10 protein-coding genes are annotated in these 16805 nt (G+C 66.1%); 7 read left to right on the top strand and 3 right to left on the bottom strand.

The genetic code is table 11. From position 1 onward, the window contains the following. Positions 1 to 168 precede the first annotated feature (168 nt). The 3 genes from N6H05_RS09490 to N6H05_RS09480 are packed head-to-tail and all read left to right on the top strand — an operon-like array spanning position 169 to position 5796. Entirely contained in the window at positions 169 to 1698 is a 1530-nt protein-coding gene (locus tag N6H05_RS09490; RefSeq protein ID WP_284113638.1) for a Wadjet anti-phage system protein JetA family protein, read from the top strand. Continuing rightward, a complete protein-coding gene (locus tag N6H05_RS09485; protein WP_284113637.1) occupies positions 1688 to 2356 on the top strand; it encodes a DUF4194 domain-containing protein in 669 nt (222 codons plus the stop codon). The genes N6H05_RS09490 and N6H05_RS09485 overlap by 11 nt, the downstream gene beginning before the upstream one ends. Beyond that, a complete protein-coding gene (locus N6H05_RS09480; RefSeq protein WP_284113636.1) occupies positions 2353 to 5796 on the top strand; it encodes an SbcC/MukB-like Walker B domain-containing protein in 3444 nt (1147 codons plus the stop codon). The genes N6H05_RS09485 and N6H05_RS09480 overlap by 4 nt, the downstream gene beginning before the upstream one ends. A 51-nt stretch (positions 5797 to 5847) precedes the next feature. Here the strand turns inward: N6H05_RS09480 and N6H05_RS09475 are convergent, their stop codons facing one another. The 3 genes from N6H05_RS09475 to N6H05_RS09465 all read right to left on the bottom strand — a co-directional run bounded on the left by N6H05_RS09475 (position 5848) and on the right by N6H05_RS09465 (position 9548). Then, positions 5848 to 7272 (bottom strand): CapA family protein, encoded by a 1425-nt coding sequence (locus N6H05_RS09475; RefSeq protein WP_284113635.1) that lies wholly within the window; start codon positions 7270 to 7272, stop codon positions 5848 to 5850. 92 nt (positions 7273 to 7364) lie between these two features. Then, entirely contained in the window at positions 7365 to 8855 is a 1491-nt protein-coding gene (locus N6H05_RS09470; protein WP_284113634.1) for a sensor histidine kinase, read from the bottom strand. Positions 8856 to 8882: 27 nt separating this feature from the next. Continuing rightward, entirely contained in the window at positions 8883 to 9548 is a 666-nt protein-coding gene (locus N6H05_RS09465) for a response regulator (RefSeq protein WP_284113633.1), read from the bottom strand. Positions 9549 to 9827: 279 nt separating this feature from the next. Between N6H05_RS09465 and N6H05_RS09460 the strand changes: the two genes are divergently transcribed. The 4 genes from N6H05_RS09460 to N6H05_RS09445 all read left to right on the top strand — a co-directional run bounded on the left by N6H05_RS09460 (position 9828) and on the right by N6H05_RS09445 (position 16805). Then, a complete protein-coding gene (locus N6H05_RS09460) occupies positions 9828 to 11468 on the top strand; it encodes a serine hydrolase domain-containing protein (RefSeq protein WP_284113632.1) in 1641 nt (546 codons plus the stop codon). Between the two features lie 72 nt (positions 11469 to 11540). Next, a complete protein-coding gene (locus tag N6H05_RS09455; protein ID WP_284113631.1) occupies positions 11541 to 14234 on the top strand; it encodes a TonB-dependent receptor domain-containing protein in 2694 nt (897 codons plus the stop codon). A gap of 158 nt (positions 14235 to 14392) precedes the next feature. After that, positions 14393 to 15298: a LysR family transcriptional regulator gene (locus tag N6H05_RS09450; protein ID WP_284113630.1), complete on the top strand. Its 906-nt coding sequence runs from the start codon at positions 14393 to 14395 to the stop codon at positions 15296 to 15298. Between the two features lie 151 nt (positions 15299 to 15449). After that, on the top strand, positions 15450 to 16805 hold the full coding sequence (locus tag N6H05_RS09445; RefSeq protein WP_284113629.1) for an MFS transporter: 1356 nt from the start codon (positions 15450 to 15452) through the stop codon (positions 16803 to 16805).

Genomic DNA, 16805 nt, shown 5'->3' with positions numbered 1-16805 from the left:
CGCGACGCCGCGCGCGCCTTCGTCAGGCGCTTCGCCGGCATTGCCGAGGACAATGCGCCAGCCTGCCCGTTACCCGTCCCTGTCCGACATGCAATGTGCTGGCGATACCCCTATCGTCGCGCCCATGCCGGATAGCATGTCCTCCCCCACGATGAGCCTTGCCGCCTGATGCTCTTCGGCCAACTCCATTCCGACATTTTCGCGCTGTTTGCCGGGTCGAACCGCTTTCTCTACGAGCGCGTACTGATCGGCCTCTATGAAGGCTTCTACCGGTCCGACCTGCATTTCCCGACCCAGGGCGAGGTGATCCAGCTGATCTACACGCTGCTGGGCGACAATGCGGAACTGTGGCGCGAGGATGAAAGCCCGGTGGTACTGGACAAGCTGGCCGCGCGACCGGGCCGCCGCGTGCGCCGGCGCAAGCTGGAAGCCGCCGACGCACAGGCGACCAGCGCGGCGATGATGCGCGCCCGGCACATCTACAACCGGCTGCAGGCAACCGGCTGGATCGAGGAAAGCCGCTATGGCCTGAAGGTCACGGTCGACATGCCCGCCGGCGCCATGCGCCTGGCCGAATTTCTCTGCAGCCTGCGCGAAGGCCTGTCCGACCAGCTTGGCGGCCTTGTCATCCAGGTGAAGAACGAGCTGGAAGCGCTGCAGCGCAATGCACGGGAAAATGCGCCCGGCCTGCACAAGGCGGCGCGCGACGCCGCCAGCTTCGGCCGCTATCTGCGCAGCGTGCTGAGCGCGCTGCGCGACATCGACAAGCGCGTGGTGGAAAGCGATAGCGTCGGCCGCCGGTTGCGCCATTATTTCGAGGATTTCGTCGAGAAGCTGCTGCTGCAGGATTATGCGGCCATCTCGACCACGTCCCACCCGTATCGCTTCCGCCATCGCATCTTCACCGCGCTCGACGCGATCGAGGATTCGATCGCCGACGTCGCCGCCATCGCCGAAGCCTATCATGAGGCCCGGCTGGCGCCCGACCCGTCCGCCGCCCGTGATCTGGTCTATGACGATCTGCACAAGGTCCGGCGCGTGTTCGACCAGATCGAGGAGGCTTTCGAGCGCATCCAGCAGCATCGCAGCCGGCTGGAGACGCGGCTGCGCAATACGGTCCGCTATGCCGGACGGCGCGGCAACAGCTTCCTCCAGCGCAGCGAGCCGATGCTGCTGCAACTCGACCGGCTGCTCGCCCGTGGCGAGAGCCAGGATGCCGCGCCACCGCTGTCCGGCCTGCTGGAACCACGCCGGTCCTACTGGTCCCCCACCCTGCTCGCCCGGCCGCGCACCTATCGTTCGACGGTTGCGGGCGGCCTGCTGCTCCTGCCCCCGCCCGATCCCCTGCGCGAATGGCGCAAGCAGCTGGACCGGGCATATCTGGCCCGCCTCGCGGTCACGCCCGAACAGGTCAGCCGCTTCCTCGAACGGCGCGTTGCGCCCTTCGGGTCGGGCGAGGCCAGCCGCTTCGCGATCGAGACGGTCGATGATTTCCTGGCGCTTGAGGCGCTGCGCCTGTCCATGCTGGCCGCCGATGCCGACGGCCGGGGCAATGCCATCGCCAACCATCTGGCGCCCCATTTCCGCTTCTCGGTCGATACCGGATCGACCATCGACAATGACTGGCTGCACTGCGCGGGCTTCACCGTCTCGCGCATTGGCGACGCCGTGACCCCAGAGATACAAGATGCTCAGTGAATTTCAGGCCCTGGAAGCGCGCGATCCGCGCCGGATGCACCGCGTGACCCAGGCGATCAGCCAGTTGCTGCGCCATCAGTTCCTGCATGTGCAGGATCGCGGCTCATCCGCCCTGCTCGAAGTCCTGCTGCGCCCCGATGTCGAGCGGCTGGTAGCGGATTATTTCGAAGTCGCCGGCTATCGGCTGGTGGTGCGCGAAAGCGAGGGCTGGGCCGGCATCCTGCCCGACACCGAACAGATCGGCCATCCGCGCATGCGGATCGACGAGACGCTGGTGCTGCTGCTGTTCCGCCGATTGTGGGAAGAAGGCATCCAGGAAGGCGATGTCGAACGCTATGGCAGCGTGATGGTGACGCTCAATGCCGCCTATGACGCCTATCAGGACATGGTCGCCCGCGCCCGCCGCGCGACGCTGGGGATCAACGAGTTCAAGGCGCTGGTCACCGCACTCGACCGCCGGGCGATCGTCCATATGGGCGACATCGACGACGAGCTGGAGGACATGCCGATCACCATCCGCGCGCTGATCGCCACCGTCGCGGGCGAGGAGTTCATGGCCCATCTCGAACAATTGCTGGCCGGCGGCGACTATCAGGAAAGCGAGACGGAGGAGCCCGTCATCGACCTGGATGACGCCGACGAGGAGGAGGTCGCATGATGCAGCTTGCCCATATCGCACTGGTGCAATGGCATCTGTTCGGCCGCGAAGACCTCGCCGTCAGCGGCGACACCGCCGTGCTGGGCCAGAACCGCTCCGGCAAGTCGACGCTGATCGACCTCATCCAGGCAGTGATGACCGGCGGCTCGCGGCGCTGGTATCAGTTCAATCGTTCCGCCGGCGAAACCGGCAGCCGCAAGTCGGAACGCACGCTGCGCGGCTATTGCCTCGGCCAACTCAACGAACATGAATTTCTGCGCCAGGAATCCGTCACCCACATCGTGCTGACGTTCGACGATCTCGATGGTGTGCGCCCGCCGGTTAGCGTGGGCCTATGCGTCGAGGCGTCCGCGATCGAGGACGCACAGGTGGTCGGCCGCTATATCGCGCCCGGCGTGCGAGTGGATACCGACCTGCTGATCGAGAATCTGGACGGCGGGCAGCAACGCTCTGCCCCCTGGAATCTGGTGCGCGAACGGCTGGAGCAGGCATGCGCCGCGGCCGGCACCGAGCTCATCCGCCCCGATGGCCCGCGCAACCATATCCGCGAATATATGCGCCAGCTGTTCACCGGCCGGCGCCATAGCGACCCGGAACGTTTCATTCGCGCCTTCATCATGGCCCTGTCGTTCGAGGATATGCGCTCGGTCGAGGGCTTCGTGCATAATTTCCTGCTCGCCCGGAACGACATCGACATCGGCGAACTGCGCGAGGGCATCCAGCGCTATCGCGACATCCAGAAGGATGTGCATGAGCTGGAACGGCGGCTCGACGCGCTGCGGGCGCTGGCCGAACTCGTATCCCGCTTCGTCACCTTGCTGGAGCGGGAGGATGTCGCCCGCGGCACCGCCCGCCTCGCCGCCATGATCGAGGCGGGCGCCGCGCTGATCGCCAATCTGCGCGAACGGCGCGACACGCTGGCGGAACTGGACGACATCCAGCAGGATATCGGCCGCTGCGATGCGGAGATCGCGGCACTGGGCGATCGGCAGGACAGCCTGCTCGCCCAGTCCGTGGCGGAGGGCGCCGCCGGCAAACGGGCCGTGGTCGCCAGCGAACTCAAGGCCGTGGACCTCGCCCGCACCGGCGTGGTGCAACGGCTCGAAGCCCGTTTCCGTGCGGCCGCGCTCGGCGCCAGTCTGCTCGACCATCGCGAGCGACTCGCGCCCCTGAAGCTCGGCCCCCTGTTCCAGGCGCTGGAGGCGCTGCGGCAGCAGAGCGACGGGCTGGAGCCGCCGACATGGCCGCGCGATCCGCTGGCGATGGAGGAGCTGATCGCCACTGCCCGCCGCAGCGCGATCGATACCGTCGAGAAAATTCAGGAACGGCGCGATCAGGCGATCGCCCAGCGGCGCGGCCTGCAGGACGAACTGGCCGATCTGGTCGCACGGCGCGACAAGGCGCGCGCCGGCCAGGTGAGCCTGGACGATCGCACCATCCGCCTGATGGCCGCGCTGGAGCGGGAAAATATGCGCCCGCGCACGCTCTGCCAGGTGGCGGAAATCGTCGATCCGCAATGGCGCGAAGCGGCCGAGGCGCTGCTCGGTCGCGACCGCGAGGCGATCCTGGTCGATCCCGAACATGCGTCCCGCGCGGTCGAGATCGTGCGCGCCAACCGCGACGGCTTCCGCGGATGCCGGGTCATCAACAGCCGCCGCCTCGCCGAACAGCCGCCCGGCTTCGACACCGATTCCCTCGCCACCGTCTTTGCCAGCGACGATCCGCTGGCGATCGCCTTCCTGCGCTTCCGCACCGGCCAGGTGCGCCTTGCCGGCACCCAGGCGGAATTGCTGGCCGGCGGCCGCGCGATCATGCGCGATGGCGCCTATAATAGCGGCATCGTGGTCGAGGTGCTGCGCACCCGCGATCTCAAGATCGGCCGGGCCGCAGCCCCGCTGATGGAGGCCGAACTGCTCGCCCGGATCGAGGATCGGCAGGCGCTGATCGCCGTCCATGCCGAAAGCGAACGGTTCCACGACGATATTCATCGCAAGCTGCTGCCGCTGATGGCCGATGTCGATCCGGCCGACCGGCTCGACCTGCTGGTCGCCGCGATCGACCAGCATGAGGAAAGCCGCACCGAATTGCAGCACCGGCTCGACAAGATCGCGATGACGGTGGACCCGGCGATCCAGCCCAATCTGGACAAGGTGAAGCTGCAACTGCGCAGCGCCACCGAGGAAAAAGAAGAGCTGATCGGCCGGCGCGGCCAACTTGGCCAGGCCAGGATCGAAATCCAGCGGCGGCTGGATGCGGGCGATGCCCAGCCCGGCTCCTGGCTCTGCCTGCGCTCGCGGCGCGCCCTGTTCAAGGATCGGGTGCGCTCATCGGCCAGCCTCTCGATCCTGCGCGAGGCCTATCGCCAGCAGCGCGGACGTCCCCTGCCCCGACTGGTGCAGGAGATGATGAAGCGCGCGGACGAGGCCCGCGACGCCTATCAGGCGTTGCAGGGCGAAATTCGCGAGACGCTGGGCCATTATCGCGCCGATTTCGACAATAGCGCGCCCATTGCCCTGCCCGGCGCGATCGCGACCGAGGTGAAGCCCTGGCTCGCCGCCAATATCGCGGCGCTGGAGGACAATGAGCTGATCCAGTATCGGCGCCAGGCTGACGAAGCCGCCGAACAGATCGGCCAGCTGTTCCGTACCGCCTTCATCCATGAGCTGAACGCCCGCTTCAACGATCTGCGTTCGGAGCTGGACAACCTCACCCGCGCGCTGCGGATGCGGCCGCTCCATGGCGAAATCTACACGCTCCATGCCCGTCCCAAGGAGGAGTTTGCCGCGCTCCACCGGCTGGCGCGCGAGAGCGAGCATGACGAACTGACCTTCGATGCCCTCTTTGGCCGGGCCGCCCCGCGCGACGCCGAACATGCCCAGGCGCTGGCCGAAGTCGAACGGCTGCTGAGCGACGAGTCCCTCGATTTTGCGGCCTATCAGGATTACCGCAACTATTTCACCTTCGACCTGCGCATGGAGGATGTGAACAAGGGCCGCACCACCAGCTATGACAAGCGCAAGGGCACGGCGAGCGGCGCGGAGCGGCAGGTCCCCTATTATGTGGTGATCGGCGCGGCGCTGGCCAGCATCTATCATGGCGCGCGCCGGCAATATGAGCGCGCGGAGCTGGGTCTGGGCCTTGCCGTGTTCGACGAGGCGTTCAGCAAGATGGACGGCCCCAACCAGCGGACCCTGCTCGAATTTTACGATGATATCGGGCTGCAGGTGGTGATCGCTGCGCCATCGGAAAAGCGCGCGGTCGTCTATGAAAATCTCGACAGCGTGATCGACGTGTTCCGCCATGGCGACAATGCCAGCGCCGAAGCCGTCCGCATCAAGCCCCATGCCCGCACCCAAATGCGCGCCGCCAACCCGCAGCATCTGGACGATGCCGCGCTGGCCGAACGGCTCGACCTCTTCGCGCTGGACAGCGCGGAATAGGACTGGCCGGCTTCAGGGGCGCCGTCCCGCGCCCCTGAAGCCGCCATTAGATCAGGGGCGCGACGCTGCCACGCGGATCACGCCCACGCCCTTGACCGTCTCGATCTTCGTGCCGAACGGCGTGGACAGGCGCTGCAGCCGTTCCAGGATGCGCGCGCCGGTGGTGGCGTCGGCCAGGTGCGGCACGCCCTTGCCCGCACCCGTCGCGTTAACGCCCAAGTCAACGGGATAGAGGCGGATTTCGCTCAGCTGGCCATCCTTGTAATGGCTGACCGCGATCACCGTTTCATAGAGGTTGGGATCGCCAAATTCCTTGGCCCCGCGCGCCTGCAGCAGTTCGGGCGCGGTGACGCTGCCCGGCGTGATGCCGAACTGGTCGTACATGTCGGCCGGCAGGTCATCCAGGCTGTTGTTCATCATCGCGAAGTTGCCGAGCGAATAGAAGATCGGCTTGCCCTTGTAGATCTCGATCCCGCGCAGCTGGTGCGGACCATGGCCGACATAGGCGTCGGCGCCGGCATCGATCGCCTGATGGGCCAGACCCTGGGCGAAATTGGCGGGCGTCTGGCTGGCATTGCCGGGCTCATGATTGTGCAGCGAGAAGACAGCGAAATTGCCATTCTGCTTGGCCTGGCGCACGGCCAGCATGTTGGCGGCGACATCCCTGGCATTGAGATCATATTCGATCGTCATCGGTGCGGTCGGGCTTGTCGTCGCCCGATATTCGCGGCCCTTCATCTTGACCGGCGCGCCCGCCTTGGTGCCCGCCAGCCGCGCGATCGTCGCCAGATCGGTGTCGGACACCATACCGACCTCGACGCTGCGGATGGCATTGGCGCCGCCACGGCCGGGCACCTGGCCCAGCGGATCGGAGGCCGGCGACATCGGCGTGAAGCTGGTGGTGGCCGACACCAGCCCGACGCGGCCATGCGGCCCGTCATAATAGGCCGGCGCACGGGCCGCGGTCATCGAACGGCCGGTGCCGGCATGGACGATATGCGCGCCGTCGAGCAGCGCCAACGTGTCATACAGCCCCTCCACGCCCCAATCGGTGGCATGGTTGTTGGCATGACCGACAATGTCGATGCCCATCTTCGCCACATCGGCGGGAACGGCGGGATCGGCCAGCATCCAGGTGCCACCCGACTCCGCCTGGGGCGAGCCCTTGAAGGTCTTGAGGTCAAGCGCGGTGGTCTCGAAATTGCCGAAGGTCACGTCCGCGCCACGCAGGATGCGCAGCATGTCGGGCGACTGCTGCTCGATCGTCGCCAGCATCGGCCGCAGATAGATGAGGTCGCCCACCGCCGCGAAGCTGAAATCACCGGCGATCGGGCTGGTCGGCACGCGGCTGGTCGACAACTGGCCGCCGCTTTCCTCTTCCTCGGCATGGGCCACGATCGGCGCGGTCAGCATCAGCGCGGCGCCGGCCAACGACAGGCTGCGCACCGCGCGGCGGCGAAGAATCTTAGACAGCATCAACGGACTTCCCCTTTGTAACTTTGTGTCGGGGATAGCCGGTCGGGCTGACATGAACCTGTCGCCGGGGCGGGCTTTTCTGTTCGACGACCCTATTCGGCGCGAAACGCGATGGTGACGCACAGCCCCCGGCCGGTCCGTCCGTCGGCCAGGCTGATCTGCGCCCCCATCCGGTCGGCGAGCGCGCGGGCGATCGGCAGGCCAAGCCCAGTGCCCGGCGTCGCGCTGTTGCCCGGCATGCGATAGAAACGGTCCCACACCTTCTCGCGCTGCGCCTCAGGAATGCCCGAACCATCATCGTCGATATCGACCATCGCCTGCCCGTCACGGCGATAGAGATGAACGGTCACCGTGCCGCCCGGCCGGTTGTAGCGGATCGCATTGTCGAGCAGATTGCCGATCAGCTCCGCAGCCAGCCCCGGCTGGCCGACCGCCATGGCCGGACCGACCATCGCCTTGTCATAGCCGATCTCGATATCGGCCGGCGCCTGGGCGGCGCGATCGGCGATCACGTCCGCGGCGACTTCGGACAGGTCGAACGGCCCCATGCGCATGTCGCCATCCTCCTCGCTGCGGGCGAGCGCGATCAACTGGCGCAGCAATTGTTCGAGGCTGTCGATGGCGTGGGGAATATCCTGCAACGCCGCCTTGCCCTGGGGCGAGGTCGCGCCATAGCGATCGAGCACGTCGAGATGTACCCGCGCCACGGCAAGCGGCGTGCGCATCTGGTGCGAGGCGTTGGAGGTGAACTGCCGCAGCGAATTGGTTGCCCGCTCCAGCCGCGCCATCAGCCCGTTGAAGGCCGCCACGAACGGCTTGATCTCGACCGGCGTGGCTTCCGCCATTTCCATGCGGAAGGCCGGCGACGCCTCGCGCCGGGCGGCCTCCACCTGCCCCGTCAGGTCCGACAGCGGCCGCAGCCCCCAGCGGATCGCCCACCAGAAGAGCAGCCCGGTGACCAGCAGCACCGCAACGCCGACCAGCAGCACCTGGCGCAAGAACAGCCGTTCATAGGCAGACCGGTCATCCAGATAGTCGGCAATCTGGATCGCGATCAGCCTGTCATCGCCATAGGCGCGGCGCATCTCGGTCGCGATCCGCACCGGCTTGCCGTGCAGCGTGCCGCTGCGCAGATAGGCCGCCTGGGTGACATAATGAGCATCTGCCGGATCGAGATAGCCGCGCACCAGCGGCGTCTTGCGATAGGCATTCTTGAAGGTCGCGGGCGGATGGCGATCGGTCACGCCATCCCAATCCGCGCGATAATCGGCGGGCGGCTTCAGGCTGGGATCGCCGGCGACCAGCCTGTCGCCACGATAAACGCTGTAATGGACCACCGGCCGGGCGCGACGCTGGAGCAGGTGGATGACCAGCGGCACCAGCCGCTTCTGGTCGGCCGGCGGACTGTTATAGGCAAGGCTGAGCGTGCGGACCGACCCCACCAGCACCCGGTCGACCGTGTCCGCCTCGGTATTGTGATTGACCAGTGCGGTGATGACGGAAAAGACCAGCACCAGCGCCGTCAGCGGCATCATCACCGCGCCGGTCAGGCGCAGCCGCAGCGAGGAAGACAATCTGCGCATGTGTGTGGCTGTCGATCAGTCCGGCGCTCAGGCCGCTTCGATCATATAGCCCAGACCGCGGATCGTGCGGATCGACGGACCTGACGGCTGCAACTTGCGGCGCAGGCGGCCGACATAGACCTCCAGCGCATTGGGCGTGACCGCATCGTCGAAGTTGAACACTTCGGCCGACAGCCTTTCCTTGGCCACCACCTTGCCCGGCCGGCCCATCAGCGTCTCCAGCACCGCCAGTTCGCGCCGGCGCAGGTCGATCATGCTGCCTTCCAGATAGACGGTGCGGCTGGACCGGTCGAAGCTCAGCGTGCCGATGCGCAGCACCGGATCGAGCGTGCCCTGGCTGCGCCGCACCAGCGCCCGAACCCGCGATTCCAGTTCGCGTGGATCGAACGGCTTGGCCATATAATCGTCGGCGCCACGATCCAGACCATTGATCCGGTCGTCGATCATGTCGCGTGCGGTCAGGATGATGATCGGCGTCCGCGCGCCGCGCGCGCGCAGCCGGCTCAGCACTTCCAGGCCGTCCAGATCGGGCAGGCCCAAGTCCAAGATGATTGCGCTATAGGGTTCCTGATCGGCCAGCCGCAACGCATCCTCGCCGCTGGTCAATATGTCGACGGAAAAGCCCGCGCCTTCCAGCGAGGCCATGATCCCCCGCGCCAGACGCTCATCATCTTCCACCAGCAACAAACGCATTACAGCACTCCTACCGATCCCGGCAGGCACCCTCGATCGACATTAAATTGCGATACGCATCCACAGCAGGAATGCAAATACCAAATAAAAAGCCCTTATCTTGCCGTTGATTGCAAGATCGGCCGCCTCACCCCTCTCTGTGTCAGGTTCGTGACAGCGACTCCGGTTAGGACTCGCCAGGAAAGACGGACGACGACGGATTTTCCGCCGTACGCGCCGCCAGAAAAAACAGATCGCAGCGCGGCAAGAGCGCTTCGGGCGCACAAGGGGAAAATAGATATGACGACCGTTCGGTCCTCGCTCGCGGGGGCGCTCATCTGCATGGCTGCGGCACTGCCCGCCACCGCCATGGCACAATCGGCCAGCCCGGCCCCTGCCCCGGCTGATGCCGCGTCGCTCGCCCGCCTTGATGCGCTGTTCGCGCGCTGGAACAGCAAGACCGCCCCAGGCTGCGCCGTCGCCGTCTCCCGCAACGGCCAGGCGATCGCCACCCGCGCCTATGGCATGGCCAGCCTGGAACTGGGCGTTCCCCTTACCCCGGACAGCATCTTCGAGGCCGGATCGGACTCCAAGCAGTTCACCGCCGCCGCGACCCTGATGCTGGCCCATGCCGGCAAGCTGTCGCTGGACGATGACATCCGCAAGGTCGTGCCGGAAATGCCCGATTACGGCACCCCGGTCACGATCCGCCACCTGCTGCACCACACCAGCGGCCTGCGCGACTGGGGTTCGGTCGCCGCGATCGAGGGCTGGCCGCGCAACAGCCGCACCGCCGACAATCAGGACATGCTGAACATCGTCGCGCGCCAGAAGGAACTGAACTTCGCGCCCGGCAGCCATTATCTCTACAGCAACAGCAATTATAACCTGCTCGCCATCATCGTCGCGCGGGTCAGCGGCCAGTCGCTCGCCGACTTCACCCAGGATCATATCTTCAAGCCGCTGGGCATGACCCACACGCGCTGGCGCGACGATCATGGCGATGTCGTGCCGGGCCGCACCGGCGCCTATGAATTTGACGATGGCGTCTATCGCAACGACCAGGTAATCGAGGACGCCTATGGCAATGGCGGCCTGCTGACCACGGTCGGCGATCTGGTGAAGTGGCAGGCGGCGCTCGACGCCGACACGTTCGGCGCCGGCTTCACCGCCGAAATGCAGACGCCGACCAAGCTGAATGACGGCACGCCGATCGCCTATGCGCTGGCGCTGGTGAATCTCGACCATCATGGCCAGCAGGAAGTCAGCCACAGCGGTTCGACCGGCGGCTATCGCGCCTGGATGGCCCGCTATCCGCAGCACAAGCTGGCCGTGTCGCTGCTCTGCAATACCGGCAATGCCGATACGCCTGTGCTGGGCCGCGATGTCGCCGACATCTTCCTGCCCGCCTACAAGGCCAAGGCCTATATCCCCAAGGGGCCGCGGCCCTCGGGCACCTATGCCGACGGCATGACCGGCTTCCCGGTCCGCTTCGACAGCGACGACAAAGGCAATCTACGCGCCGACGGCCGGGTGCTGACTCCGGTGGGTCCGGGCCGCTGGGCGCAGCGCGAGGATATCTTCGCCTTCGGCAAGGCCGGCCTGACACTGGAACATCGCGAGGGCGAGAAGATCGCCTATCGCAAGGTCGATGCCGTCACCAGTTTCGACGCCAAGCCCTATATCGGCCGTTTCTGCGGCGTCGACACCTTGGCCTGCCTCAGCTTCAAGCAGCAAGGCGACACGCTGACCTATAGCGGCCCGCGCTGGTACAACACGCCGCTCAGCCCCGCCTATGCCGACGTCTTCACCGGCGAGGCCGCGCCGGGCGCCGGCCGCATCACCGTCAAGTTCGAACGCGACGCATCGGGCGCGGTCACCGCGCTGCGCTTTGGCGAAGGGCGTGCCTACGACGTTGCCTTCCGCCGCGTCGCCGACTGATTTTCAGCCATCACACAAGAGCCGCTCGGGTCGCGGCCACAACAAAGCAAGAGCAAAAGGGGACTATTGGAAATGCGTATTGAAGACACTGGATTTCGCCGCCTGCTGATGGCGGGCAGCGCCGGGGCCGCCCTGGTCCTGTCGCTCGCCACGGCGCAGGTCGCCATGGCACAGGACAGCACGCCCGCCGCCGACGATGACGCCGGTTCGATCGTCGTCACCGGTTCGCGCATCGACCGCAAGGGCTTCGACGCGCCGACCCCGACCACCGTCGTGGGCGAAAGCGAACTGCGCCAGGGTGCCCGCCCCAGCATCGCGCAGGTGCTGAACGACCTGCCGCAGTTCCGCGCGACCCAGTCGCCGGCCAGCACCGTCGCCAACACCAACTCCTCCTCGTCGGCGATGGACCTTCGCGGCCTGGGCGTCACCCGCACCCTGACCCTGCTCAACAACCGCCGCTTCACCGGCTCGTCGGACCTCAACACCGTGCCGCAGGGCCTGGTGAAGCGGGTCGAGATCGTCACCGGCGGCGCCAGCGCAGCCTGGGGCTCGGGCGCGATCGGCGGCGTCGTCAACATCATGCTCGACGATGATCTGGAAGGCCTGACCATCGGCGCGCAAAACGGCGTGTCGTCGCGCGGCGACGGCTATCGCTACAGCTTCGACGGCACCTTCGGCACCCATTTCGCCGACGGCCGCGGCCACTTCATGATCGGCGCCGAATATCAGAATGACGAGGGCATTCTCGACCGCAATTCGCGCAAGAATGTCGGCAGCGCCAACCTCTTCTCGCCGACCACGGGCGACCATGACTATATCCTGGTGCGCGACGTCAACAGCTCGACCACCAGCCTCGGCGGCCTGATCACCTCGGGCACGCTCAAGGGCCAGACCTTCAATTCGGACGGCACCCTGCGCGCCTTCCAATATGGCAGCCAGATCAGCGGTTCGACCATGGTCGGCGGCGAAGGCGTGGCCACCAACGACGAATATGCGCTGACCAACCCCTATCAGCGCGTCAACAGCTATGCTCGCGCCAGCTTCGAGGTTGGCGACGCCACCTTCTGGGCGGATGGCAGCTACAGCCGCATCTGGGCCAAATATCCCTTCTATGCGGAAAACGGCACCTACACCCTGTCGGCCAGCAATCCCTATCTGTCGCAGTCGATCCGCGATCAGCTCGCCGCCGCCGGCGAGACCAGCATCAAGGTCGGCCGCTTCTTCGAGGATTATGGCTATCGCACCTTCGGCTATTATCGCCAGAATGTGGAAGGCGCGATCGGCGTCGATGGCAGCTTCGCGGACGGCAAATGGCGCTATTCGGCCTATTACAGCCATGGCGAAAACCGCAACATGCAGAGCTATGACAACCAGATCACCGGCGCGAACCTGACCGCCGCGCTGGATGCCGTGACCGACAGCAGCGGCAATATCGTCTGCCGCACCGCGCTCACCGATCCGACGACCGCCTGCCGCCCGCTCAACATCCTGGGCACCGGCGCCGCCAGCCAGGACGCGATCGACTATGTGTTCGGCAATGTCGCCCGCGTCGTCTACACTACCAAGCTCGACAGCGCTGGCGCCAGCCTGCGCGGCGATCCCTTCTCCACCTGGGCCGGCCCGGTTTCGGTCGCCTTCGGCGCGGAAGCGCGCTGGGAAGAACAGGTCACCAACAGCCTCGACGCCACCTCGGCCGCGAAGGGCTTCAGCCGCTTCAACTTCTCGCCGCTCGACGGCGGGTTCAACGTCCAGGAAGCGTTCGGCGAAGTCGCCATCCCGCTGCTCGACCAGCCGTTCAGCAAGCTCGATGTCAACGGCGCGGCCCGCTACAGCCGCTACAGCACCAGCGGTGGCATCTGGTCGTGGAAGCTGGGTGTGACCGATCGCATCTTCGACAATCTGCTGCTGCGCGTGTCGCGTTCGCGCGACATCCGCTCGGGCAGCCTGGCGGAACTCTACACCACCACCACGACCAGCTTCACCACGGTCGCGGAAGGTGGCAAGACCTACTCGATCACCCGCTATGGCGGCGGCAATGCGAACCTGAAGCCCGAAATCGGCAGCACGCTGACCGCCGGCGCAGTGTTCACGCCGACCTTCCTGCCGGGCTTCAACCTGTCGGTCGACTATTACAACATCAAGCTCAAGGACGCGATCACCTCGCTGGGCGCGCAGGACGTGATCAGCGGTTGCGCCAACGGCAATACCGACCTGTGCAGCCAGATCGTGCGGGACAGCTCGGGTGCCCCGACCACCATCTACACCACCTATATCAACCTGGCCGAATACAAGACCGCCGGCGTGGATATCGAGGCCAGCTACACCCTGCCGCTGAGCAAGGTGAGCGGCGGCCTGGGCGGCACGATGCGCTTCCGCGGCCTTGCCACCTATGTCGACAAGGTGCTGATCAACGACGGCATGACCAGCGTCGACCGCGCCGGTGACGTGGGCGACAATGTCAGCTTCGGCACGCCGCACTGGCGCGCCACCGGGTCGATCAACTACAGCAGCCAGGACGTCTCGGTCGACGCCCGCGTCCGCTATGTCGGCGGCGGCAAGTTCAACCATGCGCTGGACATCGCCAACAACGACATCGCCGCCCGGGTCTATGTCGACCTCGGCGCCCAGGTGAATGTCGACAAGTTCACCCTGTTCGCCAACGTCAACAACCTGTTCGACCGCGATCCGCCGCTGACCACCTATGGCGCGATCCACTATGACACGATCGGCCGTTACATGACGGTCGGTGCCAAGGTTCGCTTCTGATCCCTGGCTGATCGATGTGCGCGGGCACCCCCTTGCCCCCTGCCCGCGCACATTGAAAACCCGCCTTCGAACGACCGGCACCCACGCGGCGGGCTTTCATGCGCCGCCCCGCTGGGCTAGCACGCGCTATCCATCCGGTGCAGGATCATGGACGTTCGATGCTCACGGTTCGACAGATAGAAATTTTCCGCGCCGTCATGATTACCAAGACGGTCAGCGGCGCCGCGCGGATGCTCGGCACGTCCCAGCCCGGCCTCAGCCGGATGCTCGGCCATATGGAGGACAGGCTGCAGTTCCGCCTGTTCGACCGCACCCGCGGCCGGCTGGTGCCGACCCAGGAAGCCGGCGTGCTGTTCGAGGAGATCGAACGCATCTACAAGGGCTTCGACGATCTCGCCCATGTCATCCGCCGGCTGGCCAAGGGGGAGGACAAGACCTTTCGCGTCGGCGCGTCGCCCTCGCTCGGCCATTCGATCCTGCCCCAGATGCTGGCCCGCCTCAGCGCCAATTATCCCGGCCTCACCATCCAGTTCGACATTCTCTCGGTCGAGCAGGCGATCGATTATCTCGCGCTCCAGCGCGGCGAATATGCGCTGACCGTCTTTCCGATCGACCATCCCAACATCCTGTCCAGCCGGATCGGCGCCGGGCGCATGGTCTGCGCCGTGCCCAGCCATCATCCGCTGGCGGATCGCGACCGGATCTGCGTGGCGGACCTTGCCGGCGCGCAACTGCAATCCTTCCGCCCCGACACGCCCCATGGCCGGATCATCGCCGACATGTTCGCCCGCGCCGGGCAGGAACCGGACGTTTCCACCTATATCCGCTTCGCCGAAACCGCCGTCGCCTTCGTCGCCAACGGCATGGGCGTGGCGCTGGTCGACAGCTTCACCGCGATGCAGCCTCATGCCGACACCGTCCGCTTCCTGGAATTTGAAGACCCCGGCGTGCTTCCGGTCTATATCAACCGCAATATGGAATCGCCGCGCGCCATCATCGGCGAAACCTTCGAGGAGATTGCCCGCAGTGCGATGCTCGCCCTGCCGCGCCCGCCGAAGCCATAACATAGCGATATAGCGAAGCGCATCTGGAGCGGTGGAAATTACCTATTGAATGGATGAGGCATAGCCATCCGCAGAATAGAAGCCGACAGGCCACCGGACAAGCAAGGCAAGGGCGCAGGGCGCCGCGAGAGGATGAAAGGCATTATTCGAGATGGCCAGCTATTCCGCCACCGGCAGCGTGTCCGTGCGACCCTATGTGACCGTTGACGGCCAGGCTGCCCCCGTCGCGTCGGACAGCCAATGGACCGCACGCCAGATACTGGTCGTCGCCATCTGTTTCATCCTCAACATGCTCGACGGCATGGACGTGCTGATCCTGTCCTATATCGCCCCCGCCCTGTCGACCGACTGGCAGGTGACGCCCGAACGGCTGGGCGTGGTGTTCAGCGCCGGGCTGGCCGGCATGGCCGCCGGCGGCCTGCTCATCGCGCCGATGGCCGACAGGTTCGGCCGCCGCAAACTGATCCTCGCCTCGCTGGTGATGATGGCCGGCGCCATGTTCGGCTCGGCCATGGCCGCCAATATCGGCGAACTGATCGTCAGCCGCTTCATCGTCGGCATCGGCATCGGCACGGTGCTGGCCAGCATGGCGGCGCTGACCGCCGAATATGCCCCGCCCCGGCACCGCACCTTTGCCGTCGGCTTCCTCCAGGCCGGCTATCCGGTCGGCGCCACCATCACCGGCTTCGTCGTCGCCAACCTGCTGCCCATCTATGGCTGGCAGGCGATGCTGCTGGGCGCGGCGATTCTTTGCACCCTGTCCCTGCCCTTCGTCTGGCTGCTGCTGCCCGAAAGCATCGACTTCCTGCTGACCCGCCAGCCCAAGGGCGCGCTCGAAAAGGCCAACCGCCTGCTCCGCTCGATGGGCCAGCCGACAGTCGACACGCTGCCCGCCAGGAAGGTGCATGAAGCCAACAAGGCCGGCGTGCGCGGCCTGCTGACCGACCGCCGCGCGACCGGCACCATCCTGCTGTGGATGGCCACCATCTCGGGCTTCATGACGCTCTATTTCGTCATCAGCTGGATTCCCAAGCTGGCGGTCGAGGCCGGCCTGCCGGCCAAGGACGCCATCTATGCCGGCGCCATCTACAATATCGGCGCCTTTGTCGGCGTGACCCTGATCGGCATCGCCGGCACCCATTTCGACCTGCGCCGCCTGATCCTGGGCTATATGTCGGCCGCCGCCGTCACGCTGGTCCTGTTCGGATCGGTCGCGATGCCGCTGGTAGCGACGCTCGCCACCGCCTTCCTGATCGGCGTCTTCGTCCAGGGCGGCTTCAACGGCTGCTACCCGCTCGCCGCCAGCCTCTATCCGCCCGAAGCGCGCGGCACCGGCATCGGCTGGGCCATGGGCGTCGGCCGGATCGGCGCGGTGATCGGGCCGATGCTGGGCGGCTTCCTGCTCGCGGCGAAAGTCTCACTGCCTGTCATCTTCGGTGTCTTCGCGGTGCCGGCCGTCATCGCGGGCATCTGCGCCGCGATGATCCGCCTGCCCAAGGCCGACTGA

This window comes from Sphingobium sp. WTD-1, from assembly GCF_030128825.1.
In the GTDB taxonomy this organism is placed as follows: Bacteria; Pseudomonadota; Alphaproteobacteria; order Sphingomonadales; family Sphingomonadaceae; genus Sphingobium.
This window is presented reverse-complemented; position numbering and strand designations above follow the sequence as displayed.

Coding starts and splice junctions, on each gene's coding strand:
- N6H05_RS09460 (WP_284113632.1), top strand. CDS start 9,828: ATGACGACCGTTCGGTCCTCGCTCGCGGGGGCGCTCATCTGCATGGCT.
- N6H05_RS09475 (WP_284113635.1), bottom strand. CDS start 7,272: ATGCTGTCTAAGATTCTTCGCCGCCGCGCGGTGCGCAGCCTGTCGTTG.
- N6H05_RS09490 (WP_284113638.1), top strand. CDS start 169: ATGCTCTTCGGCCAACTCCATTCCGACATTTTCGCGCTGTTTGCCGGG.
- N6H05_RS09470 (WP_284113634.1), bottom strand. CDS start 8,855: ATGCGCAGATTGTCTTCCTCGCTGCGGCTGCGCCTGACCGGCGCGGTG.
- N6H05_RS09455 (WP_284113631.1), top strand. CDS start 11,541: ATGCGTATTGAAGACACTGGATTTCGCCGCCTGCTGATGGCGGGCAGC.
- N6H05_RS09480 (WP_284113636.1), top strand. CDS start 2,353: ATGATGCAGCTTGCCCATATCGCACTGGTGCAATGGCATCTGTTCGGC.
- N6H05_RS09450 (WP_284113630.1), top strand. CDS start 14,393: ATGCTCACGGTTCGACAGATAGAAATTTTCCGCGCCGTCATGATTACC.
- N6H05_RS09465 (WP_284113633.1), bottom strand. CDS start 9,548: ATGCGTTTGTTGCTGGTGGAAGATGATGAGCGTCTGGCGCGGGGGATC.
- N6H05_RS09485 (WP_284113637.1), top strand. CDS start 1,688: ATGCTCAGTGAATTTCAGGCCCTGGAAGCGCGCGATCCGCGCCGGATG.
- N6H05_RS09445 (WP_284113629.1), top strand. CDS start 15,450: ATGGCCAGCTATTCCGCCACCGGCAGCGTGTCCGTGCGACCCTATGTG.